The organism is Bacillus sp. 05T21 (assembly GCF_056396785.1).
This window is the reverse complement of record NZ_JBFTMD010000005.1, coordinates 1-26,713: the sequence shown is the minus strand read 5'-3', so window position 1 is coordinate 26,713 and position 26,713 is coordinate 1. Positions and strand designations below refer to the sequence as shown.

The 26,713-nt window shown below is 37.1% G+C and carries 24 protein-coding genes and 2 other annotated features; of the genes, 7 read left to right on the top strand and 17 right to left on the bottom strand.

The features are described 5' to 3' along the window. The first annotated feature begins 104 nt into the window (after nt 1–104). Both AC1DKZ_RS12320 and AC1DKZ_RS12315 read left to right on the top strand, forming a co-directional pair. On the top strand, nt 105–1,208 hold the full coding sequence (locus tag AC1DKZ_RS12320) for a CapA family protein (RefSeq protein WP_476996335.1): 1,104 nt from the start codon (nt 105–107) through the stop codon (nt 1,206–1,208). Nucleotides 1,209–1,260: 52 nt separating this feature from the next. Then, nucleotides 1,261–1,488 (top strand): hypothetical protein, encoded by a 228-nt coding sequence (locus AC1DKZ_RS12315; protein ID WP_476996334.1) that lies wholly within the window; start codon nt 1,261–1,263, stop codon nt 1,486–1,488. 99 nt (nt 1,489–1,587) lie between these two features. Here the strand turns inward: AC1DKZ_RS12315 and ilvA are convergent, their stop codons facing one another. The 6 genes from ilvA to ilvE are packed head-to-tail and all read right to left on the bottom strand — an operon-like array spanning nt 1,588 to nt 8,489. Next, nucleotides 1,588–2,850 carry a threonine ammonia-lyase IlvA gene (gene ilvA, locus AC1DKZ_RS12310; RefSeq protein ID WP_476996333.1) on the bottom strand — a complete coding sequence of 421 codons (1,263 nt, stop codon included), beginning with the start codon at nt 2,848–2,850 and terminating at the stop codon, nt 1,588–1,590. Between the two features lie 32 nt (nt 2,851–2,882). Beyond that, nucleotides 2,883–4,556 (bottom strand): dihydroxy-acid dehydratase, encoded by a 1,674-nt coding sequence (gene ilvD, locus AC1DKZ_RS12305; RefSeq protein ID WP_476996332.1) that lies wholly within the window; start codon nt 4,554–4,556, stop codon nt 2,883–2,885. A 46-nt stretch (nt 4,557–4,602) separates the two neighbouring features. Next, a complete protein-coding gene (gene ilvC / locus AC1DKZ_RS12300; RefSeq protein ID WP_002086292.1) occupies nt 4,603–5,610 on the bottom strand; it encodes a ketol-acid reductoisomerase in 1,008 nt (335 codons plus the stop codon). Nucleotides 5,611–5,624: 14 nt separating this feature from the next. Continuing rightward, entirely contained in the window at nt 5,625–5,855 is a 231-nt protein-coding gene (locus tag AC1DKZ_RS12295; protein ID WP_002126787.1) for an ACT domain-containing protein, read from the bottom strand. Beyond that, nucleotides 5,852–7,567: an acetolactate synthase large subunit gene (gene ilvB, locus AC1DKZ_RS12290; RefSeq protein WP_476996331.1), complete on the bottom strand. Its 1,716-nt coding sequence runs from the start codon at nt 7,565–7,567 to the stop codon at nt 5,852–5,854. Before ilvB ends, AC1DKZ_RS12295 begins: the two co-directional genes overlap by 4 nt. Nucleotides 7,568–7,589: 22 nt before the next feature. Continuing rightward, a complete protein-coding gene (gene ilvE / locus AC1DKZ_RS12285) occupies nt 7,590–8,489 on the bottom strand; it encodes a branched-chain-amino-acid transaminase (protein ID WP_002135606.1) in 900 nt (299 codons plus the stop codon). Nucleotides 8,490–8,640: 151 nt separating this feature from the next. Continuing rightward, nucleotides 8,641–8,879, bottom strand: a binding site (T-box leader). 570 nt (nt 8,880–9,449) lie between these two features. Here ilvE and AC1DKZ_RS12280 point away from each other — a divergent pair. Further along, the gene (locus tag AC1DKZ_RS12280; protein ID WP_219301988.1) at nt 9,450–10,208 is read left to right on the top strand and encodes an SDR family oxidoreductase; all 759 of its coding nucleotides are present in this window, start codon (nt 9,450–9,452) and stop codon (nt 10,206–10,208) included. A gap of 90 nt (nt 10,209–10,298) precedes the next feature. Beyond that, nucleotides 10,299–10,835, top strand: a complete 537-nt coding sequence (gene msrA, locus AC1DKZ_RS12275) for a peptide-methionine (S)-S-oxide reductase MsrA (protein ID WP_214934032.1) — start codon at nt 10,299–10,301, stop codon at nt 10,833–10,835. A 114-nt stretch (nt 10,836–10,949) separates the two neighbouring features. Here msrA and AC1DKZ_RS12270 read toward each other — a convergent pair whose 3' ends face one another. The 4 genes from AC1DKZ_RS12270 to AC1DKZ_RS12255 all read right to left on the bottom strand — a co-directional run bounded on the left by AC1DKZ_RS12270 (nt 10,950) and on the right by AC1DKZ_RS12255 (nt 14,724). Then, nucleotides 10,950–11,861 (bottom strand): RCC1 domain-containing protein, encoded by a 912-nt coding sequence (locus tag AC1DKZ_RS12270; RefSeq protein WP_476996330.1) that lies wholly within the window; start codon nt 11,859–11,861, stop codon nt 10,950–10,952. Nucleotides 11,862–12,026: 165 nt separating this feature from the next. Further along, complete coding sequence (locus AC1DKZ_RS12265) at nt 12,027–12,668, bottom strand: FusB/FusC family EF-G-binding protein (protein ID WP_219301986.1); 642 nt, start codon at nt 12,666–12,668, stop codon at nt 12,027–12,029. A 136-nt stretch (nt 12,669–12,804) separates the two neighbouring features. Further along, on the bottom strand, nt 12,805–13,068 hold the full coding sequence (locus AC1DKZ_RS12260; protein WP_000878314.1) for a CD3324 family protein: 264 nt from the start codon (nt 13,066–13,068) through the stop codon (nt 12,805–12,807). 312 nt (nt 13,069–13,380) lie between these two features. Continuing rightward, nucleotides 13,381–14,724, bottom strand: coding sequence for a sodium-dependent transporter (locus tag AC1DKZ_RS12255; protein ID WP_219301985.1), 1,344 nt, complete (start codon nt 14,722–14,724; stop codon nt 13,381–13,383). Between the two features lie 304 nt (nt 14,725–15,028). Further along, nucleotides 15,029–15,251, bottom strand: a binding site (T-box leader). 373 nt (nt 15,252–15,624) lie between these two features. Here AC1DKZ_RS12255 and AC1DKZ_RS12250 point away from each other — a divergent pair. Then, nucleotides 15,625–17,259 (top strand): putative polysaccharide biosynthesis protein, encoded by a 1,635-nt coding sequence (locus AC1DKZ_RS12250; RefSeq protein ID WP_431182017.1) that lies wholly within the window; start codon nt 15,625–15,627, stop codon nt 17,257–17,259. Nucleotides 17,260–17,300: 41 nt separating this feature from the next. Here the strand turns inward: AC1DKZ_RS12250 and AC1DKZ_RS12245 are convergent, their stop codons facing one another. From AC1DKZ_RS12245 to AC1DKZ_RS12220, 6 genes are all read right to left on the bottom strand, one after another. After that, the gene (locus AC1DKZ_RS12245; protein ID WP_476996329.1) at nt 17,301–18,113 is read right to left on the bottom strand and encodes a DUF4037 domain-containing protein; all 813 of its coding nucleotides are present in this window, start codon (nt 18,111–18,113) and stop codon (nt 17,301–17,303) included. Nucleotides 18,114–18,206: 93 nt separating this feature from the next. After that, entirely contained in the window at nt 18,207–18,719 is a 513-nt protein-coding gene (locus AC1DKZ_RS12240) for a GNAT family N-acetyltransferase (RefSeq protein ID WP_242308883.1), read from the bottom strand. A gap of 77 nt (nt 18,720–18,796) precedes the next feature. Continuing rightward, entirely contained in the window at nt 18,797–19,714 is a 918-nt protein-coding gene (gene cysK / locus AC1DKZ_RS12235) for a cysteine synthase A (protein WP_476996328.1), read from the bottom strand. Between the two features lie 10 nt (nt 19,715–19,724). Next, nucleotides 19,725–20,936 carry an MFS transporter gene (locus AC1DKZ_RS12230; protein WP_427328150.1) on the bottom strand — a complete coding sequence of 404 codons (1,212 nt, stop codon included), beginning with the start codon at nt 20,934–20,936 and terminating at the stop codon, nt 19,725–19,727. Nucleotides 20,937–21,226: 290 nt separating this feature from the next. Beyond that, on the bottom strand, nt 21,227–22,486 hold the full coding sequence (gene hflX / locus AC1DKZ_RS12225) for a GTPase HflX (protein ID WP_219301981.1): 1,260 nt from the start codon (nt 22,484–22,486) through the stop codon (nt 21,227–21,229). A 480-nt stretch (nt 22,487–22,966) separates the two neighbouring features. Further along, a complete protein-coding gene (locus AC1DKZ_RS12220) occupies nt 22,967–23,518 on the bottom strand; it encodes a cobalamin biosynthesis protein CbiN (RefSeq protein ID WP_476996327.1) in 552 nt (183 codons plus the stop codon). Between the two features lie 181 nt (nt 23,519–23,699). On the opposite strand from AC1DKZ_RS12220, the gene AC1DKZ_RS12215 reads away from it, so the two are divergent. Continuing rightward, nucleotides 23,700–24,683, top strand: a complete 984-nt coding sequence (locus AC1DKZ_RS12215) for a ketoacyl-ACP synthase III (protein WP_431182015.1) — start codon at nt 23,700–23,702, stop codon at nt 24,681–24,683. A gap of 55 nt (nt 24,684–24,738) precedes the next feature. On the opposite strand, the gene AC1DKZ_RS12210 is transcribed toward AC1DKZ_RS12215, so the two are convergent. After that, nucleotides 24,739–26,007: an MFS transporter gene (locus AC1DKZ_RS12210; protein WP_476996326.1), complete on the bottom strand. Its 1,269-nt coding sequence runs from the start codon at nt 26,005–26,007 to the stop codon at nt 24,739–24,741. Between the two features lie 189 nt (nt 26,008–26,196). On the opposite strand from AC1DKZ_RS12210, the gene AC1DKZ_RS12205 reads away from it, so the two are divergent. Then, nucleotides 26,197–26,713: IS6 family transposase (locus tag AC1DKZ_RS12205; RefSeq protein WP_476996435.1), on the top strand; the 517-nt coding region annotated here is incomplete at its 3' end.

Below are 26,713 nucleotides of genomic sequence, written 5' to 3'. Positions count from 1 at the left end.
ACATAAACCGCAATTTTTTTGTAGTTATACATAAAGTGAAACTTTAACTAGCGCGAGTTTTACTGCCCACAAATTGCGGTATAAACTCAAAAGGGAAGGTATTTATGAAAACTTTACTAAAACGATTTCTGTTAATAGCCTTTTGCATTACACCAATTGTTTTATTAATCAACTACTCTTTTATTTCAAAAGCGAAAGACAAACCCGATTTGCAAAACAAATCTAGTAAAACAGCTTCAACAAGTGCAAAGAAAATAGAAGACCCGGAAATCACACTCACCTTCTCTGGTGATACAATGTTCGATTGGCAATTACGTCCCGTAATCGAAAAAAATGGGGCTGATTATCCATTCCAACACGTAAAAGAAGAAATAGCGAAAGCTGATATTTCTTTTGTTAATTTAGAGTCAGCATTTACAACGAGAGAAAAAAAAGTACCTGGGCAACAATTTTGGATTAAAAGTGATCCATCCACACTACAAGCCATTAAAAACACCGGATATGACATCGTGAACATTGGCAATAACCATACGCTTGATTATGGGCAAGATGGACTACTAGACACCATTTCTCACGTCGAAAAATTAAAACTACCTTACACTGGAGCCGGAAAAAATGCTGAAGATGCTTATACTGCTCGTGAACTAACTGTAAAAGGAAAAAAGTTTAAATTTCTTTCCTTTGTACGCTTTATGCCCAACTTTAATTGGGTAGCTGGTGACAATAAACCCGGCGTTGCAAACGGATATGACCTAGATCTTGTAACAAAAACGATTCAAGAGCAAAAGAAAGATGCTGATTATGTAATCGTCTATATGCATTGGGGCGTCGAAAAATCTAATCGTCCAATAGAATACCAGAAACAATATGTTCCGAAAATGGTAGAGGCGGGTGCTGATGCAATCGTTGGAAGTCACCCGCATTGGTTACAAGGATTTGAGTATTACAATAAAGTTCCTATCGCATACTCGTTAGGAAACTTTTTATTCCCGAATTATGTAAATGGAAAGAGTGCCGAAACAGGCGTATTAACTTTAACCTTTAGAGATAAGGATGTCCAAATGTCATTCAATCCTTACATCATTCGCAACAACCAAGTTTCTCCTGTAAATGAAGAAGAAAAGAAAAAAGCACTGCAATATTTACAAACGGTTTCAACTGATGTAGAAATTGATGATACTGGGAAAATAATAAATAAACGCAACTAAACAGCACGAGATTCATTTCTCTGTAACATACATTATGGGATAGGTGATGTATATGCTGAAAAACTTATTAGAAAATATAAGTCTGTTAGAAAACGTGTATAAAATATCTATAGCGATCCTGCTTTTATGTTCATTTTTTTCTGTTAGACTTCTAAGAAAAATAAAGCGAGAGAGAAAACTTATTCCCTTTGAATTTACAATGTATGTAATCATTTGTATTGCAATACTTTTTTGGTTAACTAGCTTTATCCTTCTTGAATATGGAGCGTATTTCGTTTAACTTTCAAAGAATAAAAAAGATAGAACAAGCAGGATTTCCCTCCGCTTGTATCTACCTTTTTTATTTCAAGTAGAATTGTATGTTAACTCTTTTCATTTATTAAATAAGTAAATCAAACAGCACAGGATTTTTATTAAGCTCCACGAATTGAATGTTATTTTCTTGAAAACGAGTAATTAAAGCTTCATAGTCTTCCTTATGCTTTAATTCTACCCCCACTAAAGCTGGACCATTTTCTTTATTATGTTTCTTAATATACTCAAAGCGAGTAATATCATCTTCCGGTCCTAATCCTTTATCAAGAAACTCTCGTAGTGCTCCTGAACGTTGCGGAAATTCAATGATGAAATAGTGCTTTAATCCTTCATGAATAAGGGATCGTTCTTTCATTTCTTGCATTCTATCAATATCATTATTTCCACCACTTAACGCGCATACAACTGTTTTTCCCTTTATTTCATCTCTGTATAGATCAAGTGCCGCAATAGAAAGCGCACCAGCTGGCTCTGCTACAATTGCATTTTTCTTATACAGTTCTAAAATCGTCGTACAAACCTTTCCCTCTGGTACTAAAACTATGTCATCAATTACATCTTTACATGTTTCAAAAGTTAACTTTCCTACCTTCTTAACAGCTGCACCATCAACAAAACTATCAATCTTTTCTAATGCAACATTCTCATTTTGAAGAAAAGCTTCTTTCATAGATGCAGCTCCCATCGGTTCTACACCGATTACCTTTGTAGTAGGACTAACCCCCTTTACATATGTACCAATACCAGATGCTAATCCACCACCGCCAATTGCTGTAAATATATAATCAACTGGTTTCTCCATATCATGCATAATTTCAACAGCGACTGTTCCTTGACCAGCAACGACATACGGATCATCAAACGGATGTACAAATGTCATCCTATTTTCCACACAATAGCGCTGCGCCTCTTGGAAAGAACTATCAAATGTATCACCAACTAATACAATGTCTGCGAAATCACCACCGAAAAATTCAACTTGTGATACTTTTTGCTTAGGTGTCGTTGTTGGCATGAAAATTTTTGACGGAATCTTCAATAAATTACACGTATAAGCAACTCCTTGTGCATGATTACCAGCACTTGCACAAACAACACCATTTTGTAACTTTTCTTTCGGTAAACTTTGAATTAAATTATACGCACCACGAATTTTGAAAGAACGAATAACTTGTAAATCTTCTCGCTTAACATATACGTCACATTCATATTTCTCAGATAAAACTGAATCTCGTTGTAACGGTGTTTTAATAACGATATCTTTCATGCAATTATGAGCCATTAAGATATCTTCAATTTTCACTCTCTCCTTTACATTTTGCACCATTTTATATCATCCTTATCTCTTTTTATATTGGCTCAATCAAAATTCGGGATTTTCAGAACTGCACCTGTATTCGCCGATGTTACCATTTGTGCATAACGTCCAAGCCACCCAGTTTTCACTTTTGGTTCTGGTCGTTTCCATCCTTTTTTACGCTTCTCTAATGCCTCATCACTAACTCTCACTTCTAACAAGCGTTCCTCAACATCAATACATACAATATCTCCTTGTTCAAGAAGTGCAATCGTTCCGCCAGCAGCTGCTTCTGGTGAAATATGCCCTACTGAAATACCACGTGAAGCACCAGAGAAGCGACCATCAGTTAAAAGTGCAACATCTGCTCCTAATCCCATACCAGCAATTGCTGATGTTGGTGCTAACATTTCCGGCATACCAGGTCCGCCTCTTGGCCCTTCATAACGAATAACAACTACATCTCCTTTCTTAACTTTTCCAAGCATAATACCGGCAAGCGCCTCATCTTGTGAATTAAAAATAACGCAAGGTCCTTCAAATCGTTTTACTTCTGTTGCTCCGCTTTTAATAACCGCTCCGTCTTTCGCAAGGTTTCCTTTTAATATACGTAATCCTCCTTCTTCACTATGAGGATTTTCTAGAGAATGAATAACTTCCTTATCTTGAATCTCTGCATGAGCAATGTTTTCTCTTAATGTTTGCCCAGTAGCAGTTATACGATCAAGGTGAAGTACCCCCTCTTTTCGGCTCATCTCTTTCAAAATTGCACTAATCCCGCCTGCGCGATCGATATCTTCCATATGCCAATTAGAAGCTGGACTTACTTTACATAAATGCGGTACACGCCTTGAAACTGCATCAATGCGGTTCATATCGTAATCTAACCCCGCCTCTTGTGCGAGTGCTAACGTGTGTAATACTGTATTCGTTGATCCACCCATCGCCATATCAAGTGCAAACGCATCATCAATTGCTTCTTCTGTTACAATGTCGCGTGGTTTAATATCTCTTTCAATTAAAATTTTTAATTTTTCTGCTGCTTGTTTAATTAACTCCTCACGTCTTGGATCAATCGCTAAAATACTCCCGTTACCAGGAAGAGCTAAACCTAACACTTCACATAAACAGTTCATAGAGTTCGCTGTAAACATACCGGAACAAGAACCACAAGATGGACAGCCATGATCTTCAATATCCTTTAATTCTTCTTCTGAAATTTTCCCAGATTGATAGGCTCCTACCCCTTCAAAAACAGAACTTAAATCGACAACTTCCCCTTTAGATGTTTTCCCCGCTGCCATCGGACCACCTGAAACGAAAACAGTTGGAATGTTTATTCGAAGTGCAGCCATCATCATACCTGGTGTAATTTTGTCACAGTTTGGAATACAAATCATTCCATCAAACCAKTGTGCATTTACAACTGTTTCTACTGAATCTGCAATGATTTCACGACTCGGAAGCGAATAACGCATACCGATATGACCCATCGCAATACCATCATCTACTCCAATTGTATTAAATTCAAATGGAACCATGCCTGCTGCACGTACTGCTTCTTTAACAAGTTTCCCAAACTCATTTAAGTGCTTATGACCTGGAATAATTTCAATAAAAGAATTACAAATTGCTATGAATGGTTTATCAAAATCTTCATCTTTTAAACCAGTTGCTTTTAATAAACTACGATGCGGAGCTTTATCAAAACCTTTTTTAATCATGTCACTTCTCATCTTGTCAAATCCCTTCTTACATATTTTTCACTTATACTCTATTAATCTATTTCTTTACTAATTCTTTCGGTGCATGAATCCAGCTCATCATTTCACGAAGCTCTGCTCCTACTTTTTCTAGCTGATGATTTTGTTCTGCTTTTTTCATCGCATTATACGTTGGACGCCCTGCTTGATTTTCTAAAATCCATTTCTTCGCAAATTCACCTTGCTGAATTTCTGTAAGAACACGTTTCATTTCCTTCTTCGTTTCATCTGTAACAATTCTCGATCCTGTTACATAATCTCCAAACTCTGCCGTATCTGAAATAGAATGACGCATATTCGTTAATCCGCCTTCGTACATTAAATCAACAATTAACTTTAATTCATGCAAACATTCAAAGTATGCAATTTCAGGACGATATCCACCTTCCGTTAACGTTTCAAAACCAGCTTTCACAAGTGCTGTTACTCCTCCGCAAAGTACTGCTTGCTCACCGAATAAGTCTGTCTCTGTTTCTTCTTGGAATGTCGTTTCAATTACACCTGCACGTGTACAACCTACACCTTTAGCATACGCTAGTGCTACACTTAATGCTGTTCCCGTTGCATCTTGATGCACTGCGACTAATGCTGGGACACCATTTCCTTCTTGGAATACACGGCGAACGAGATGACCTGGACTTTTCGGCGCGACCATCGCTACATCTACGTAACTTGGCGGATTAATTTGTCCGAAGTGAATATTAAAACCATGTGAGAAAAGTAACATTTGTCCTTCACGAAGATTCTCTTCTACTTCTGTTTTATATACATACGCTTGTTGTTCATCCGGCAATAACATTTGTACAACTTGTGCGGTTCGAACCGATTCTGAAACAGACATTACTTCAAATCCATCAGCTTTTGCTACTTCATATGACTTACCAGGGCGAACACCAACTACAACTTCCACACCAGAATCTCGTAAATTTTGTGCTTGTGCATGACCTTGAGATCCATATCCGACTACCGCAACTGTTTTCCCTTTTAATAGCTCTAAATTTGCATCTTTCTCATAATAAGTTTTCATATTCCATACACTCCTTATAATTTATTTACTTGCAGTACATTGATTAATTTTTTCAACTGACTGACAAGTAACGTTGCTTCATTTTCAGTACAAACTGCTGTTAGTTTCACTTCAGAAACACCACTTGTATCTCTTTCGTTTAAGCTTAAAGAAGAAATATAATAACCACGCCGAGCAAAAATTCCACTTATACGTAATAAGACGCTCGGATCGTTATGAATAACTAATGAAAAAGTATGACTCATTCTTCCCACCTCTTCATAATCATTTCGTTATTCCCTTTGTTTGGCGGAACCATCGGAAAGACGTTCTCACCTTCTTCTACACAAAAGTCAACTACGACAGGACCTTCATGAGAAAATGCTTCTAACATTACCTTTTTCGCCTCAAACGAATTTGTTGCTCTTAGCCCTTTTACACCATAAGCTTCTGCTACTTTCACAAAATCTGGTGACCCAATTCTCGATTCCGACAAACGGTTTTCATAAAACATTTCTTGCCATTGCCTTACCATTCCTAAAAATTTGTTGTTTATGATGAATACTTTGACAGAAATATTATTTTCAGCAATTGTTTGCAGCTCTTGAATGTTCATTTGGAAAGAAGCATCACCAGCAATACAGATGACAAGTTCTTCTTCTTTTGCAAGCTGAGCACCAATTGCTGCTGGAAAACCAAATCCCATCGTCCCTAATCCCCCTGATGTTAGGAAAGTCCGTGGTTTTCTCGCTTTATAAAAGTGAGCAGCCCACATTTGATGCTGTCCTACCTCTGTCGTGACAATCGCTTCACCATTCGTTAATTCACTTACTAAGTTGATAACATGCTGTGGTTTTAACTCAAATTCTTTTTGCTTATATGAAAGTGGATATTCTTCTTGCCATTTCTTCACTTTCTGAAGCCATTCATCTGTTTGTGAATAAATAGACATATGTAATAGCATATATAGCGCCTTTTTCACATCACCAACAATCGGATGCTCTACAGTTACATTTTTATGGAACTCAGAAGGATCAATATCAATATGTACTTTTTTCGAATGGGGAGAAAAAAGTTCTAATTTTCCTGTTACACGATCATCGAAACGAACACCTAACGCCAGTAATAAGTCACATTCTGTTACTGCCATATTTGCAGCGTACGTTCCATGCATACCGAGCATTCCTAAAAACAACGGATCTCCCGGCGGATATGCACCCAGTCCCATTAAAGTTGAAACGACTGGAATACGATTCTCCCTCGCAAACTTGATGAGTTCTTCAGATCCGCCTGAATGAATGACGCCTCCCCCGATATAAAGGAGTGGGCGTTTTGCTTTTGAAATTGATTTTGCTACCTCCCTCAGTTTCAAACTGTCTGACAAAGGTTCTGGTTTATATCCTGGAATCTCCACTTCTTCATTAAAGAAACATGTTACATTTGCATTTTGAACATCTTTTGGAATATCGATTAATACCGGTCCCGGTCGCCCGCTTTTGGCGATGTAAAAAGCTTCTTGCACAGTTCGTGATAAATGATTTACATCACGAACTTGGTAATTATGCTTCGTAACAGGTACTGTAATTCCGACAACATCCGCTTCTTGAAATCCGTCTTTACCAATTAAAGGCGTTGCAACTTGCCCTGTAATGACAACTAAAGGAATCGAATCCATATAAGCATCTGCTAAACCCGTAACTAAATTCGTCGCCCCTGGGCCAGAGGTAGCAAAGACTACCCCAACCTTTCCAGAAGCTCTCGCATATCCTTCCGCTGCATGAATTGCAGCTTGTTCATGACGAGTTAACACGTGCTTTAAACCACTTTCGTATAACGCATCGTATATTGGTAAAATCGCTCCGCCTGGATAACCGAAAACGGTCGTTACACCTAATTTCTTCAAACATTGAATAACGTGTCCAGCACCTGTAGCTTCTTCACTCTGCAGTTCATCACATGCTGTATACTGTTCCTCCATTTTAATTAACTCCTCTCCCTATTTACGCTAAACTTTCCACCAATCCTGGAACACGTACTCCTCTTTCTCTCGTTAATTTTTTAAATTCTTCGGTTAATCTTTTTGTTACATCTCCTGGTTTTCCATCTCCAATTTCTCTTGAATCTACTTTCACTACAGGAATTAGTTCCGCTGCAGTTCCTGTTAAAAACACTTCATCTGCTACATATACGTCATGGCGAGTAAATGGCCTTTCCTCACACGGAATACTTAGACGCTCACATAACTCAATCACACTATTTCTCGTAATACCTTCTAGCGCCCCTAAGTACGAAGGAGGTGTTAACACTTTTCCATCTTTCACAATGAAAACATTATCTCCTGACCCTTCACAAACATATCCTTGTTGATTTAACATAAGAGCCTCTAGCACTCCCGCTTGTGCCGCTTCAATTTTTACAAGCACGTTATTTAAATAGTTCATTGACTTAATGCGTGGGTCTAATGCGTCTGGCGTATTACGTCTTGATGCAACAGACACAACGCTTAGTCCATTATCATAAAATTCCTGAGGGAATAACTTTAATTGTTCTGCAATGATAATTACGCTCGGTTTCACACAGCTTCTCGGATCGAGCCCTAAGTCACCTTTTCCTCTTGAAACAATTAATCGAATGTAGGCATCCGTGTATTCATTTTTTTGCAATGTTTGTACAACTGCTTCTTCCATTTCATCTACCGTCATTGGAATTGTAAGTAAAATAGATTTCGCCGATTCATATAATCGTTTCACATGTTCTTTTAAACAAAATACATTTCCTCCGTAACTACGAATCCCTTCAAATACACCGTCTCCGTATAAAAAACCGTGATCATATACTGAAACAACTGCCTTTTCTTTCTCTACAAATTCCCCATTCATATAAATGTACTGGTTTCCCATCTCACATCGCTCCTCTGTTTTATCTCTGTTTTTGCAATCTATTTCTATATCGATTGCTGAGATGAGTATTTTTAACAGAATATTCAGTATACTAATCTTAAAAATATACTCGTCTCAACAATCGATTACTTACACACTTGTAGCAATCCATTGCTGAGACGAGAGACTCGTGGTACCACTCAGCTTCCTTACACTTCTCACGAAATATAAGCTCTGCAAGTCCAATTAGACTTTTGTTTTTCTATCGGAAACAACTCCGCTACTTTTTACTAACTTCAAAAGCAGTGCTCCGAGGTGATTTTCAATGATTCAATTGTTACCACCCTCACAGCCTTTGGGCGGCTCTCTGAAACAATCTTTATCATTTACTCTCCTCTTCCTCGCATTCTTTTATTCTATTTTTAAAATAAAAACTCTCGCCTCAGCAATCAACTACTACAAATTAGTAGCTTTGATTGCTGAGGCGAGAGTTTCGCGTTACCACTCAGCTTCCTTATACTTCTCACGAAATATAAGCTTCATAGGTCCAATCAGACCTCCGTCCTTTTACCGGAGACGATGCCGCCGCCCTCTACTCAGTTTCCCTTTCGCAAGCGATGCTCCGAGGTGATCTTCAATGATTCGATTGCTACTACTCTCGCAGCCTAGGAGTAGCTCTCTGAAACGACCATAATCATCTACTTTCCTCTTCTTTGCATATACAACATATAAAGTTAGAAAATTCTTAATTCGCTTTTATTTGTTACACGTATTATAGGACGCGGTTCTTTTCATTGTCAACATGTTTTTAGAAAAAAATTAAAATTCATTCTATTCACTAGAAATCTATTTATTTTTTCTCAAAACAAAATCGGAATGAACCTCTTACACATACTCATATATTACTTAAGTATGTTCGCATTACTACATAAAGAAAAACAACTTAAAAACATATAAAATTTATGAGGAGATGAGAAAACTATGTTAAAAGGAAAAATAGCATTAGTTACAGGAGCAAGCCGAGGAATTGGACGTGCTATCGCAAAACGGTTAGCAAACGATGGTGCATTAGTTGCTGTTCATTATGGTAACCGAAAAGAAGATGCTGAAGAAACTGTTCATGAAATTCAATCAAATGGCGGATCAGCTTTTTCTATCGGTGCAAATCTTGAATCTTTACACGGTGTAGAAAACCTATATAATTCTTTAGATACTGAATTGCAAAAGCGAACTGGTGGAACGGAATTTGATATTTTAATAAACAACGCTGGAATTGGACCTGGTGCTTTTATTGAAGAAACGACTGAACAATTTTTTGATAGAATCGTTGCAGTAAATGCAAAAGCACCATTCTTCATCATCCAACAAGCTCTACCGCGTTTACGTGACAATAGCCGGATTGTTAATATCTCATCAGCCGCAACTCGCATTTCTTTACCTGATTTCGTTGCATATAGTATGACGAAAGGTGCAATTAACACAATGACTTTCACTCTAGCAAAACAACTTGGCACACGAGGTATTACTGTAAATGCAATACTTCCAGGCTTCATTAAAACAGATATGAATGTGGAACTCTTGAGTGATCCAATGATGAAACAGTACGCTACTAACATTTCAGCTTTCAATCGATTAGGTGAAGTAGAAGACATTGCCGACACTGCTGCATTTCTCGCTTCTCCTGATAGTCGCTGGGTTACTGGACAATTGATTGATGTGAGCGGAGGATCTTGTTTATAAAAAACATATATTTTCAAATCTTTTTTATTGCGCAATAAAACAATTTATATAATACTGTATAAAACATATATATTTAGGAGGGTTACAGCAATGTCTGAAAAAACATACGAACTCGCAACCTTCGCAGGCGGTTGTTTTTGGTGCATGGTAAAACCATTTGATGAACTTCCTGGTATTCATAAAATACTTTCCGGCTATGCAGGTGGTCATGTAGAAAACCCAACATACGAACAAGTAAAGACTGGAACATCTGGACATTTAGAAGTTGTACAAATTACATTCGATCCTTCTATTTTTCCTTATCAAAAATTACTAGATTTATATTGGCCACAAATTGATCCAACTGATGACGGCGGACAATTTTTTGACCGTGGTCCCTCTTACCGCACAGCAATTTTTTATCATAATGAAACACAAAAAGAGCTTGCAGAAAAATCGAAGCAAACTCTAGCAGAAAGCGGTATGTTTAAAGATCCTATTGTGACTGAAATTCGCTCAGCTGCACCTTTTTATGAAGCAGAGGAATATCACCAACATTTCTATAAAAAGAATCCAGAGAAATATGCTACCGAGCAAAAAGAATCTGGCCGTGAAGATTTCATAAAAGAAAATTGGCAAAAAAAATAATAAAAACGCATCGTGCTTTCTTTTCAAAGTGCGATGCGTTTTTATCTTTGAGTAAAATAATATTATCAGCGATTTATTAGAAATTAAACATTCCTATTCCCCATCAACAAATATTTAGATTGACAAAATGTTTGGATCGGGCAGTCGGATACCATGCCAGCTGTCTATATCGCATTGGCCATATTCGTTATCACCCACCGCTACCACCGTGCCGTCTGATTTAAGACCGACTGTATGGGCACAACCCGCCGCTATCGCTACAATATCGCGCCAATCACTTACATCACATTGACCATGTTTATTATTACCCACAGCTGTCACCATGCCGTCTGATTTAAGACCGATTGTATGATTACTACCCACCGCTATCGCTACAATACCACGCCAGCCACTGACATCACATTGGCCATGTTTATTATTACCCACAGCCATCACCATGCCGTCCGATTTAAGACCAACTGTATGAAGATATCCTGCCGCTATCGCCACAATATCACGCCAGCCACTTACATTGCATTGGTCATATCGATTATTACCCACAGTCGTCACCGTTCCGTCCAATTTAAGACCGACTGTATGCCAGTCACCCACCGCGACCGCCACAATATCACGCCAGCTATTTATATTGCATTCACCTTCTTTATTTCGTCCCACTGCTACCACCGTGCCATCCGATTTAAGACCAATGGTACGACGCCACCCCGCCGCTATCGCTACAATATCGCGCCAATCGTTTACATCGCATTGGTCATGCTTATTCCACCCCACTGCTACCACAGTACTGTCAGCGGTAAGACCTATTGTATGAGCATTACCTGTGTTCGTCGCCATATGAACATTCCCCACCGCGACCGCTTCAATATCACGCCAGCCGCTTACATTGCATTCACCTTCTTTATTTCGCCCCACCGCTACCGCTGTGCCATCCGATTTAAGACCAACAGTATGACCACGCCCCGCCGCTATCGTATCTTTAGGCCATCGTTTCACCTTTAACACCTCATCTTTCGGTGAAATGTAATTCATGTTTTACCTCCTTGCATATAAGTAACTGTATCCAAATAGATGTTTTTATCAAATTTCATTATAAATGACCTGACTTTTTTTATAAATCTACAGCTACAAAAGAAGCCTATTATTACTTCTTCAAAAAATAAAAACCTCCAGTTTAAGTACTAGAGGTCTTCCATTTTATTTCTTTAATCTCTCGATAAAATCCTGTAATTTATCAAGCGATTTCATATTATGATTACAAGCTACACCATCTTTGCAAATATAGTTTCCCTTTCTAACGAAAGTTCCTGGTACATCACCTTTAATTTCAACTAAAAACATTCCTACTTCTTCATGCCCATGACATAATGAACAAATGCTTTTTTTATTTAAACTTTGAAATGTTCCTTGCAGACCAACAAACTTATTTTTATCATTTTTCGCTACAATAAATTTCCTACTTGATCCTTTGTCAATCCAGCTTAAATAAGATAATTCTTTCATGTCCAGTTCTTCCATATCAGGCAGTTTTAATTTTTTTGCTTTAGGGAATAGTTTTTTTAACGTTTGTGCTGTAACTTCCTGAAACGGAATGACATACGGATTTATTTTCATTAAAAACGATTCTGCATCTTCTCTATTTTGAACTATTAATACTGTATCAATTAACTCTTTCTGTTCATCCGTTAAATTCTCAAATACATGTATTATCTTTTCAATTGCAAGTGACTTTAACGCTTGAATTACTCCTCTATCATTTGCCGTCGCGTGTCCATTTGCTAAAATATAAGCTTGTGACTTTATAAAATTGTATTGATCACTTCTAATAAAAGCTTCCATCTTTATCACTCCATACAAATTGTTGAATTAGTTTTATTGTATACAATAATTATCTTTTACGGTATGTAAAAGACGATTTACAAAAGAACATTACATAACAAAACCGCCTCTAAGTTTCCAATTAAAGGCGGCTTCCTTATTTAGAATACACGATTTTCTTAATCGTTTCTCCAGACAGAAAATATTCTTCTGCTAATTGATGAATTGCAATTCCACTTTTAAAAGCGTCTTTAATTGCTTTATTTCTTTCATCCAGTTGTTTTCTTCCGCCAGATCGTGTACCCCATTTATAATGTTTTGTTTCTTGTTTTGGAATGTAAATTGTTTCACCTTGTATATACTTTTGAATTTCAGCAATTAAACTTTCTGGTAAAACGGCCTTAGCCTTTACGTATTTCATTTCTGCTCGCCCCTTATTTTTTATGGTTCATTTCAATAAGGTGCAAAGCCAAATATAAAAAATGATACGAGCTCATTTTGGCGATTGATTGTATATTACTTGTCTACCTCACGCAAAGTATCGCCATTTCCATACTTGGCTTTGCATGAGACGCTGCAGTGTCTGGCAATTGAATTGTAATCGCCATATCAATACCTCCTAATATACCTTTTGTATTTTATTATATGCTAATTTTTCTCGCCTTGCATCTTCATAATCTTTTTTAAAAAAAGCGCTAGTCTTTTCGTTAAAACGATAGACTAACGCTTTACATTAAATGATTCCTAATACATTTAGGAATACGATAACAATCGCAATTGGTGCAATATAGCGAAGTAAGAATAACCATAATACGAATAGTTTATAGCCTTTATTTTTACTTACACCAAGCTCTTTCATTAATACATCTTTCTTCATTTTCAACGGAACAAAGATGGAAACTAATAAAACACCAAGCGGCATTAGTATGTTACTAACCGCATAGTCTGCTAAATCAAAAATTGTTTTTCCAAATGGCTTCACATCGCTTAACAAACCGAATGATAATGCTGATGGAACCCCAACAACAAAGATTAACAACCCAACAATTAAAGCCATTTTTTCACGTTTCCCTTTGCTTTTACCTTTTGTTGTTAAGGACGCAACGCTAATTTCTAACATCGAAATTGCTGATGTAACAGTAGCAAAGAAGAATAGTAATAAGAAAACGATGAAGAATAATTTTCCGAACGCCATTTTACTGAAAATAGCTGGCAATACGATAAATAATAGTCCTGGTCCTTGAGATGGTTCCATTCCAAATGCGAACACAACTGGGAAAATTGCAAGCCCTGCAAGTAATGTAATAACAAGCGTTAAAGCTACGATAGAAAATGCTGAACGCGGTAAACTTTCTTCTTTCGGTAAGTATGAGCTATACGTTACCATAACGGCTACACCGACGGATAGCGAGAAGAACGATTGCCCCATTGCATATAAAATGATTTCTGATGTTACGTTTGAGAAATCAGGTTGTAAGAAGAATCGAATTCCTTCTCCAGCACCGTCTAACGTAAGTGCACGAACAATTAATACAAAGAATAAAACGAATAGTGCTGGCATGAAATATTTATTTACTTTTTCAACACCATTTTGTACACCTTTACTTACGATAAAAATAGTAATAAGGATGAATAATAGCTGTGATCCAACTGCTAAATACGGATTGGAAATGATTTCACCAAACGTAGCTTCGTATGCTCCATTTCCTTCCCATAATCTACCTGTAATTGCATTCCATAAGTATAATAAAATCCAACCCCCTACAACACTGTAGAAAGAAAGTAATATGAAACATGTTACAATCCCTAATTTACCTAACCACGGCCATAACGTTTTAGGAGCAATCTCTCTATACGCATCAACAGCCTCTTTTTGTGTACTTCTTCCAATAACGAATTCAGCTAATAATAGCGGTAAACCAATTAATAATGTGAAACCGATGAAAATAAGGAAGAATGCTCCGCCTCCTCCGATGCCGGCCATATACGGGAATTTCCAAATCGCCCCAAGACCAATTGCTGAACCTGCTGCAGCTAATACGAAACCTAATTTCGATGTCCATTGCTGTGAATTCATCTTTTTATCTCCTCTCTTTTTCTTTTTCTTTTCATTATAATTCGCTCTATGTTCATATTGTTCTATTACTAGCCCGTTCTAATCCAACCACTTCCTCTCAAATAAAAAACGCCCCTACGTAAATACGTAGGGACGACAAAAATATCGCGGTACCACCCTAGTTATGAAGATACAACAAAGTTAGGACCTAAATAAAAAACGTCCCTACGCAAATACGTAGGGACGATAAAATATCGCGGTACCACCCTAGTTATGAAGACACAACAAAGTTAAGACCTAAATAAAAAACGTCCCTACGTAAATACGTAGGGACGATAAATATCGCGGTACCACCCTAGTTGTGAAACAATCTTCACCACTTTATTTGATAACGGTATAAACTACCGTCTTTCATTTCCTCATAATGTGAGATTTATGAAAGATGCTCCAGGACGAACTTCATGAATAATCTATATACTGATTCACACCAACCATCAGCTCTCTGAAATAGGGAGATTTTCACTACTATACCCTTTCATTGCCCAAATATTATTTTCCGAATTGATTACTATCATTTTTATCATACATTAAAAATAGTGTCAACTTATATTTTGAAATTTTATGCATTACATTCTATTTAAAAATTCAAAATATGACTTTTGTATGAATAGTATTAGAACATTTATGGTTTATACTGTATTAACTTCTCTAGCAGGTTTATAGTAGTATACGATAAAGTGAAACTTTAATCAGTGGGGGTTTTGTTCATCCCTCACTGATTATTAGTTGAACCAATCGGGCGTTTACGGGCAGTTGATCTCCCACCTAACTTCTTTGCTCCAGTCGCATTTTGAGGTGGGAGTCTTACTGCCCGCAAATAGCGGGATAAATGCAAGACAGCACGAGTAGGAGGAAAGAATTTTGTCTACTTCAAAAGTTTTAAAAGGTACCGCTTTATTAAGTGGTGCAACAATGATTTCACGAATTTTAGGTTTTATATACTTTTTCCCCTTTCAATTATTAGTTGGAACGCAAGGGGTCGCTTTATATGGATACGCATACTCTTGGTACGGTATTTTATTAAGCTTTTCAACAGCTGGTATTCCTATTGCCGTCTCAAAATTTGTTGCAAAACATAATGCACTTGGTGATTATAGTACAAGTAAAAAATTGTATAACTCGAGCGTAAAATTAATGATGTTTATGGGCTTTTTAGGATTTTTAACTTTATTTATTGGAGCACCGTACATATCACAATTTATTATTCGCTCGAAAACACCAGATCCACAATTTATCGCAGACGTAACACTTACAATGCGAGCATTAAGCTTCGCGCTTATTATCGTACCAGCTATGAGTGTTACACGTGGTTATTTCCAAGGTTTTCAACATATGAAACCAAGTGCTGTTTCTCAAGTCGTAGAACAAATCGCACGTGTCGTTTTCATTTTAGTTGGTAGTTTTATCGTCTCAAAACTATTAGGAGGTTCAGTAGCTTCTTCTGTTGCAGTTGCTACATTTGGTGCTGTTATCGGGGCACTTGCAAGCGTCTCTATTTTAATGATGTACTGGAAAAAATATAATGGATTAAAACCTCCTGAAGGTGAGCTGAAAACGAGATCATCAAACATTCCGTTAAGAAGTATTTATATGGAGTTACTACGTTATGCAATTCCAATTGTATTTGTAGGCATTGCAATCCCGCTCTATACGTTAGTAGATCAATATACCGTAGCTGATGTCCTTAGAGCGATGGGAGAACCTTTAGAAACCGCGAATGCAGTTTTCGCTTATATAACGAACTATGCCCAAAAGTTAATTATGATTCCGGCTTCACTTGCAACTGGATTCTCATTAACAATTATTCCGGCTATAACGAAATCATTTACAAGCGGGAAGCTAGATGAATTACAAGGACAAATTTCAAAGATATTTCAAGTGTTGTTATTCTTCACTATCCCAGCCGCATTCGGTCTTGCTAGTATCGCTTACGATGCATTCCGCATGGTTTATGTAAATCCTGAAATTGCACTTGGTGGATCACAATATTTAATTTCATTTGCACCTTCTGCTGTATTAAGTGCAATTTTCACAGTTTCAGCAGCTATATTACAAGGAATTGATTATCAAAGAAAAACAATGATTGCATTCTCAGCCGGTATTCTCGTTAAAATTGTGGTGAACACACCGCTCTTACATTTATTCGGTGGACATGGTGCTGTACTTGGAACAATTCTTGGATATCTCGTTTCAAATATTATTATGTTGTACTGCATCGTTAAGTTTGCGAAATTTAAAATTGGCGAAACAGCAAAAACAGTATTTCTTATTACGATTTACTCCACAGCAATGTCTGCTGTTGTGATCGTATTAAGAGCATTTATAAGCTGGATTATTCCTGGCCAATCTTATGTAGAATCACTGATTATTGTATTTATATGCGCATCAGCAGGAGGACTTGTTTATCTTTTATTCGTATTAACGAGTGGACTTGCTTCGCATATTCTCGGTAATCGTATTCAACGTTTACCTGTATTAGGAAAGTTAGTTAAATAAAAAAACAAGAGATGTAACTCGTTGTTACATCTCTTGTTTTTTTACTTCGCATATTGAATGAGCTTTTGTTGTTCAGCAATATTTAGTCCTGGAGCATATTGTTCTACTAAATGTAATACCTCTTCGATCAACACTTCTAACTCCTGTACACTATACTCTGGTTCCCCTATCAGCGTATCCGCCATACGCTCATATAGATTTTCAGGTTTGATAGTCATGCGCTCTACATTATAAGCCATCCATTTAAATGCAGGATGGTGCACGTACATTCTATTCAAACCGAATAAATCCCTTTGCACTTCACAAATAACATCATAAAGCATAAGCCAGTCTTTTCGTTTTAAAAGCGCCTCTCGATTATGCCAACGATTGCTTAACCAAAGGTTTTCTAAAATCATCCTTTTCGCCAGTTCTTCTGGCAATGCTTCAACTCTATCTTTTAGAGCATGTACTTTCACTTCCCCATACAAACTCACACCATCATGAACCGATGATACAATACATTGTTTCTCATAATTTATATCATACTGCTCCATAACTTCTGAAATAACCCTTTCTACTGTCACTGTTAAAAAATTACTAATCTCTAGTTTAATTCCTTCTTTCGTCAAATACGTTTCCGACCATTCTTCTTCCTCGTATGGATGATATGACAAAATTGTTCCACCAATATTGTTAATCGGACCTAGACGATCTTCATCCTCTGGTGGTGTTGACCATAAAATATGTAATTCGATATCCGAATGCTCATCTTCTAATTTTCTCGCTACAGAGCCTGCTAAAATAATAGCTTCGACTTTCTGGTTTTGCCTATAAATCTCCGACATCTCTATCGCTTTCTCTTTTAATACCATTGCATTTCCCCCTAAAACTGCAGTACTCCCCTTACTTTTCATTTATCTATTTCGATATTAAACATTATATTACCTTTTCAAATTTCCACTAAATCATATTTCTACCCAATAACGCTGAACAATTTCGCCAGAATTAGAAGAAACTACTTCATTTTCTAGCACACCGCCAACCTTTTGAATCGTTTTAGCCGAACCAATATTAGCTTTATCACAAGTTATTAACACCTTCTTCAGCCCTAACTTTTGCGCTTCACTTAATGCAAGTTTCAATTGTTTTGTCGCGTAACCTAGGCGACGTTTATTCGGATGGACACTATAACCGATATGACCGCTTTCCAGTAATAATTCTGGATTTAATCGATGTCTAATATTCACAAAACCAATAAGTTCTCCTTTTTCAATACTTAAAAACTGACTAGACGGCACTCGATTAGATGGTAAGTTTTCTCCTACTTCTTGTATACTCACTTTTGCAAACCATTTATCAAGAGAAGCAAAATTTTGTAGAGAACTACTACCGTGTGGTTGTTCATCAGTATGTAAAAATACCTCCCGATATTCCATAATTTGTTCACTATATTCATTTATTGGTTTTAATAGTTTCATTGTGCTTCCCCTCTCTTAATAACCTACAACAAACCCCTTAATAGCTCTATTTCACCATTAAGGGGTTTCTATCATTTTCATTCAAATAATCCCATACTCAAATAACGCTCCCCTGTATCAGGTGCAATACATAAAACTTTTTTACCAGCGCCTAAGCGTTTTGCAATCATAATTGCAGCGTACACAGAAGCTCCTGAAGATGGTCCTACTAATAAGCCTTCTTGTCTTGCTATGTTTCTCATTGTAGTTAATGCTTCTTCATCCGCAATTTGAATAATTTCGTTATACACTTCTGTATTTAAGTTTTTGGGAATAAACCCTGGGCTTGTTCCGGCTAGTTTATGAGGGCCTGGAACACCGCCAGATAACACTGGGGATCCTTTCGGTTCTACTACTGCAATATATAAGTTTGGTAGTTTCTCTTTTAACGTTTCACCGGTCCCTGTAATTGTTCCGCCTGTTCCTGCGGTTGCTACAAATGCATCAAGCTCTCCATCCATTTGTTCATAAATTTCAAGTGCAGTCGTATAACGATGAATATTCGGATTTGCTGGGTTTTCAAATTGCTGCGGAATAAAGCTATTTGGAATTTCTTTTTGTAACTCTATCGCCTTCGCAATTGCTCCTGGCATTCTTTGTTCCGCTGGTGTTAAAACTACTTCTGCTCCGTATGCTTTCAATAAATTAATACGCTCTTTGGACATATTGTCTGGCATAATTAAAATAGCTTTATATCCTTTAGCTGCTGCATTCATCGCTAAACCAATTCCTGTATTGCCACTCGTCGGTTCAATAATTGTATCACCCGGCTTAATGAGGCCGTGTTCCTCGGCAATATGAATTAAATTATAAGCAGCACGATCTTTCACACTGCGTGACGGATTAAACATTTCCAGTTTTACATACACATCCGCCGCGCCTTCTGGAATAAATTTAGATAATCGAACGACAGGTGTATCTCCTATTAATTCTGTAACGTTTTCACATACTTTCATAGCACATCTCCTATTCTATCGTTTTCTTATCATTTGGCAGTAACAATGAAGTCAGTCCAATTAATGGTAAACAACTACATAATAGCATAATAAATTGAAGACTATACATATCAGCTAATTTCCCAAGGACTACAGCACCTAATGCTCCAAGGCCAAACGCAAGACCGACAATTAATCCTGACACCATTCCAACTTTCCCTGGAACAAGTTCTTGTGCATATACAACGATTACACTAAAACTACTAGAGCTAATAAATCCAATGCATAAAAATAACGGTACAACCCACATAAGAGAAACGTGAGGTAACAATAGTGCAAGCGGCGCTGAACCGAGCATCGAAAAGACAATAATCTTTTTCTTACCGAATCGATCCGCTAGCGGACCACCAAAGAAAGTACCTAATACACCAGCAATCATAAAAGCGAAGACGAAATACTGTGCATTTTTTATAGATAAACCGTAATGCTCTATTAAATAAAATTGATAGAAATTCCCGATACCAGCACCGTACCAAGAACGTACGAATGTTAGAAAAACAAGAAGTATAATAACAAATTTAATGTGCGTACTTACAATCGCATTTTCAGCCTCAAGTGCAGCCCTCTTTTTCCTTCTTACAGCACCAGTGGCTAATTCATTTTTATACCAATTTGATACGAAAATTAGTAATACAATTCCTACTGCTGCAAAGGCTGTAAAACCTAAAGAACCAATTTGACCGAGCGGAACGAAAACTAATGCTGTAAAAATAGGTGCTAGAGAATTCCCTGTATTTCCTCCCACTTGATAAATCGCTTGTGCTAAACCACGTTTGGCACCTGCCGCCATATAAGCAACTCGGGCACCTTCTGGATGAAAGACTGCGGAACCTAATCCAATAAATAAAACAGAAATAATAACAATAATAAAATTCGGGGCAAACGCGAGCCCAATCATCCCAAGCATGCTCGAAAACATACCGAGTGGTAATAAAAATGGTGACGGCTTCTTATCTGAATACATACCAAAAACCGGCTGCATAATCGATGACGTCATATTTAACGCGAACGCTATCCACCCTACTTGCATGTAGGATAAATTCATCGTTTTTTCCAAAATAGGAAACAACGCGGGCACAACCGCTTGCATCGAATCATTTAAAAAATGTCCGAAACTAATCGCAAATAATATTCGATATATCGTCGGTGTTTCTACTGTATTTTTTTGTGAAACTGCCTGCATATGTGTATTTCTCCTTCCTGTACAAAATATATATTTATTACAGTTAGTGTAATAAATTTAGACTTTAATCAGAATAAATTCTGAGTTTTGAAACATTTCTATTCTATACTGGTTTCATTTCTTTTTCCAGAAATTCAACTTCTAAAAAAATATATTTTTTCTATCTGCTTTGTCGGATTTATTTATATGAGCTCTTTGTATTTTCTTTTATACTAAGGCAGGATGAAAGGAAGGCTTGCAACTATGAAGAAAAAGACGATCCTAAAACATATTAAGATCGCCTTTTTTTATTAAATAGAAAAACGCTTATATTTCTCATAATCACTCGTCTTACATTCTAGTGCCATTTTCGTACCTTCGTTTTCATAACTCGTAGATAAAACGTGTGCATGATTGTTGAAATACGAAACTACCTGTCCTTGATCATACGGAATTAACATTTCACACTTCGTATACTCTTTATAAATGTGTGAACGAACTACTTCTACAAGCTCTTCAATTCCAACATGTTTCTTCGCAGATAGATAAACGCGATCTTCTTGCACTTTCGGGATTTCAACATCTACCAAATCTGATTTGTTGTATGCATAAATCGTCGGGATATTTTCCACGCCAATTTTCTTTAACGTTTCATTTGTAATATCAATTAATTGCTCATAATTAGGATTTGAGTAATCTACGACGTGAATAAGTAAATCTGCTTCCGCCACTTCCTCTAACGTTGAACGGAATGCTTTCACAAGATGATGTGGTAATTTACTTACAAATCCAACAGTATCCGTTAATAAAAATGATTTATTATCCGGCAAATCAATATTTCGTACAGATGTCTCTAACGTCGCAAATAACATATCCTTTTCAAATACTTGTTTCTCTACAGTACCATTAAAAATTTCAAGCATCGCATTCATTATCGTTGATTTACCTGCGTTCGTATATCCTACTAATGACACAACCGGAACTTCATTTTTCTTACGTTGTTTACGCTGCGTTTGACGCTGTGCAACAAGTGCTTCTAATTCTTTATTTAAAGCCGCAATTTGTTCTTCAATTTTACGACGATCTAATTCCAACTTCTTCTCACCGACACCTTTATTTTTCGTGCCAACTCCCCCGCTTTGTCTTCCTAAAGATTCACGAAGACCGATTAAACGAGGCATCATGTACTGAAGATGGGCCACTTCTACTTGCAACTGCGCTTCTTTCGTTTTCGCACGTTGCGCAAAGATATCTAAAATTAAAATGGTACGATCAATTACTTTACAATCTAAATCCTCTTCTAAATTTCGAATTTGTGAAGGAGATAATTCGTCATTAAAGATGACCATATTTGCATCTGCTTCTTTCACATACGCTGCTACTTCTTCAATCTTCCCTTTTCCAATATAATGCGACGGATTTACTCGTTGTAAATTTTGCATCACTTGACCGATTACTTCCACATCACAAGCTTCCGTAAGATTTGCTAACTCTTCCATCGAATATGCAAAATCAGCTTCCTTACCTAAATTTACTCCAACTAATATTGCTCTTTGTAATAATTCTTCCATATATTTATTCCTCCATTTCGATTACGCAAAATAAAAAACACAGGTCACTGCCTGTGTTTTCGTAAACGGATAAGGGTTCACCAAAGAAATAGAAGAAAGCAGTGCTTTCGTCCTATACATGGTCAAAAAGTCCCAAGATAGTATACGTATCCAACAAGTGTTCACCTATACTATCCCATTCTATTTATAAAGGCAAAACAAAAAGAGGGCGTATTCGTCCCTCCCTCTTTTTCACATATAAGCTTAATAAAGGGTTCCTTTAAAATAGGCAGACCAATCCCGTTCACTCTGTACACAGACAGAGCCTTTGAGCGCTATTCAATTATCGGCACAAAGTATTGAGACGTAATCTGATTAAGATCAAAGGAAGCCCCTCCGTTCATTTTAAGTTAAATAAAGTGTAGCATAAGTAATTCGCTTTCACAAGATTAAACCACCTATAGAAACCGAAAGAAAATCTTTATATTTTTACTTTAATCGTCATTTTTTGCGAGTTCTTCTCACAATGAAAATAACAACAGCAATTATTAATAACACACCTATAGAAATGATAGTCACTTGCCACCAACTTAAACCGCTTACCATTTCATCTTTTAAATACACTTTCTTCGTCGGAACAGACTCTTTTGCAATATGACTTAAAGCATTTTTCTGAATCTCTGCCTCATCTAATCTCTTCGTTCCACTGCAGATAGATGTCTCTAACTTTTCTTCTCCTCTGTAAGAAGAAAAGACTAGGTACTCTCCTCCCTCTGCAAAAGGAAATTCACAGCTACTAACACTTGTATACATAATAATTTGCGAAGAACTTGTCCCTTTCCAAATATTCTTCACTTCAAATAGAAATTCAGTTCCAATCCCCTCTTTCCTTCCAACCTCAATTACTTTCCCCTCAAACACCACATCATTTTTTTGAAATGCATCCTCTGGAGATTTTTTAATACAGTCACAAGCATAAGATTTATCTGGAAAAACAATAAGAATAAAGCTACAAATAATGACAACAGGCAACATGCGCAAAATTCTTTTCAAGGAGCCCCACTCCCTTCATTATCAATTTCAAAAGCTTCTCGTATATTCTTTTTACGCTACTCGCCAAATTCCTCCAGAGTAAATTAAACATTATCGTTTCCATACAATAAAAGTCTTTATTGACATTTTTATAACCTGATATTAGTATCAGGTTACAAAATAAAAATTAGGAGATGTCCCTATGAATTCTAAATCTCGTATTACCGCAATTGGTACTTATGTTCCAGATCAAGTATTGTCTAATAACGATTTAGAAAAGATGGTCCATACGAATGATGAATGGATTGTACAAAGAACAGGCATGAAAGAAAGAAGAATTGCTAACGAAGACGAATACTCCTCACACTTAGCCATTAAAGCAATCGAAAATTTGTGTACAACATATAAGAAAAACTTAGAAGATATTGACTGTATCATCGTCGCTACAACTACTGCTGACTATGTTTTCCCTAGTGTTGCTTGCCAAATACAACAATACTTCAACATACCTCATACACTAGCTTTTGATTTAAATGCAACTTGCGCTGGTTTCACATACGGACTGCATGTCGGTAATAGCTTAATCACTTCTGGATCACATCAAAAAGTACTCGTCATAGCGACAGAGACATTATCTAAAGTTACTGATTACACCGATAGAACGACCTGCATTTTATTTGGCGATGGTGCTGGAGCTATTTTATTAGAAAGAGATGAAATCAAACCAAGCTTTATCGCTGCTCACATGGGAACAAACGGTGACGGTGGCATTCATCTATACAGAACAAACTTATCTACTACTATGAATGGCACACCACTGCAAACAAATGAAAAAATCGTTCAAAACGGAAGAGAAGTATATAAATGGGCAACACGCACAGTGCCAGCAGGTATAAAAGAACTATTACATACCACAAATATGCAAATAGATGATATAGACTGGTTCGTACCACACAGTGTTAACTTACGAATGATTGAATCTATTTGCGAGAAAACCGAAATTCCAATTCAAAAAACTTTAACCAGTGTAAAATACAGGGGGAATACATCTTCAGCTTCCATTCCACTCGCTTTAGATTTAGCTAGAAAAGAAGGAAAATTAAATAATGGAGATACACTTTTACTGTACGGGTTTGGCGGTGGACTTACGCATTTAGGGCTTATTGTGGAGTGGGATTTGAATTAAATGTATGAAAAAAGGTTCTAGAAATAACTAGAACCTCTTTTTAATTTCATGAAATTTATTTACCTTTCCGAGACCATATCACAACAGGAATAAGTAATAAGGCTACAGCGCCTCCCGCTAATGATAATGCCGCATAACTGGAATTAGCTACTACCATTCCTGACATCGCTCCACCTGAAGCTCCGGCTAACGCAATAAAAACATCTATTTCCCCTTGTGTTTTAGCACGTGTAGAAGGAGTTGTGGAGTCAACGATTTGTGCTGTACCACTAATCAATCCGAGATTCCATCCTAATCCAAGTAAAGAAAGAGCAACAATTAATAATAATAAAGAATCACTCGGTGCTATCGCAGCTATGACACCCGCTGCAAGTAAAATCATCCCACCAGCTATACTCATCGTAGTACGGCCAATTTTATCAATTAACATTCCTGTAACAAGCGATGGAAGGTACATTGCGCCTACATGAAAACCAATCACGAGACCTACTGCACTTAAACCATGACCGTGGTGTCCCATGTGAACTGGAGTCATCGTCATAATCGCAACCATCACTATTTGAGTAAGTATCATTACGATTGCTCCAACAGTAACACCACGTTTATTTTCTATCATTTCTTCTGTTACTGGTTGCCCTTTATATGTATGTTCTTGTTTATATGTTTCTATTATGTTAGCGATAATTAATGGATCTGGACGAAGCATAACAAAAAGGACAAGGCCCGCAAGTATAAATGCCGCTGCTGATAATATGAACGGGCCAGCTAGTTCAGGAATTCCAATTGAATGGGCAAAATCCCCCATTACGCCTACTAAATTCGGACCAGCTACCGCACCAAAAGTCGTCATGACCATCGTAATACTAACAGCAGTTGCTCGTTGCTTCTTATTCGCTAAATCTGTACCAGCATAACGAGCTTGTAGATTCGTCGCTGTACCTGCACCATATATGAGTAAAGAGACTAGTAATAGAATAATACTATTTGTTAACGCAGCCGATACAACTCCAATAGCCCCTAGTCCCCCTACTATAAACCCTGTTGCAAGCCCTATTCGGCGACCATATTTTTGCGATAACTTCCCAACAAAGAAAGCCGCTACCGCAGATCCCAATGTAAACATAGCGGCCGGTAATCCTGCATATGCATCTGTTCCAAGCATTTGCTGCGCAAGAAGTGCCCCCACTGTAATTCCAGCAGCTAACCCCGCCCCGCCAAACATTTGTGAAATACTTACGATGATTAACGTTCGTTTATATACTTTTTGTTGTTCTTCTTCTGTATACATATGATTACTTATTGAAGCATCTGCCGTATCTATCATTTTCTCACCTACTTAATAAAATACTTTACTCTTTTTAATGTACTATATTTTCATGTTTAATGATAATCGTATTCGTTACTTTATCATATTCATTTTCTGGTTCTGGTGCAAAAACTTCAATGTAATTACAAGTAATCTCTAAAATTCGGACATACTGATACTATTACTCTAAAAAGGTGTGTGATCGGTATGGAAAAGAAAAATCGGTTCAAATGTAAGCACTATCAGTCTGATATTATCTTATTAACGGTAAGATGGTACCTACGGTACAACCTAAGTTTTCGTGATTTGGTGGAAATAATGGAGGAACGGGGTTTATCCATTTCTCATACAACGATTATGCGTTGGGTTCATCAGTATGGTCTTGAATTGGACAAACGGATCCGACGTTACCTCAAACAAATAAATGACTCTTGGAGAGTCGATGAAACATATATCAAAGTAACAGGTCAATGGATGTACCTGTATCGTGCTGTTGATTCGAACGGAAACACAATCGATTTTTGCCTAAGCAAAACAAGAAATCATAAGGCTGCAAAGCGCTTTTTCAAGAAAGCTTTGCGGTCTTTTCATGTTTCAAAGCCACGTGTGATAACGGTCGATAAGAACCCAGCTTATCCTATAGCAATTGAACAGTTGAAAAAAGAAAACATACTAAGATTAGTAGTGCAGGCCAAGGCATTGGTTCGCACTACTATTTTTTATA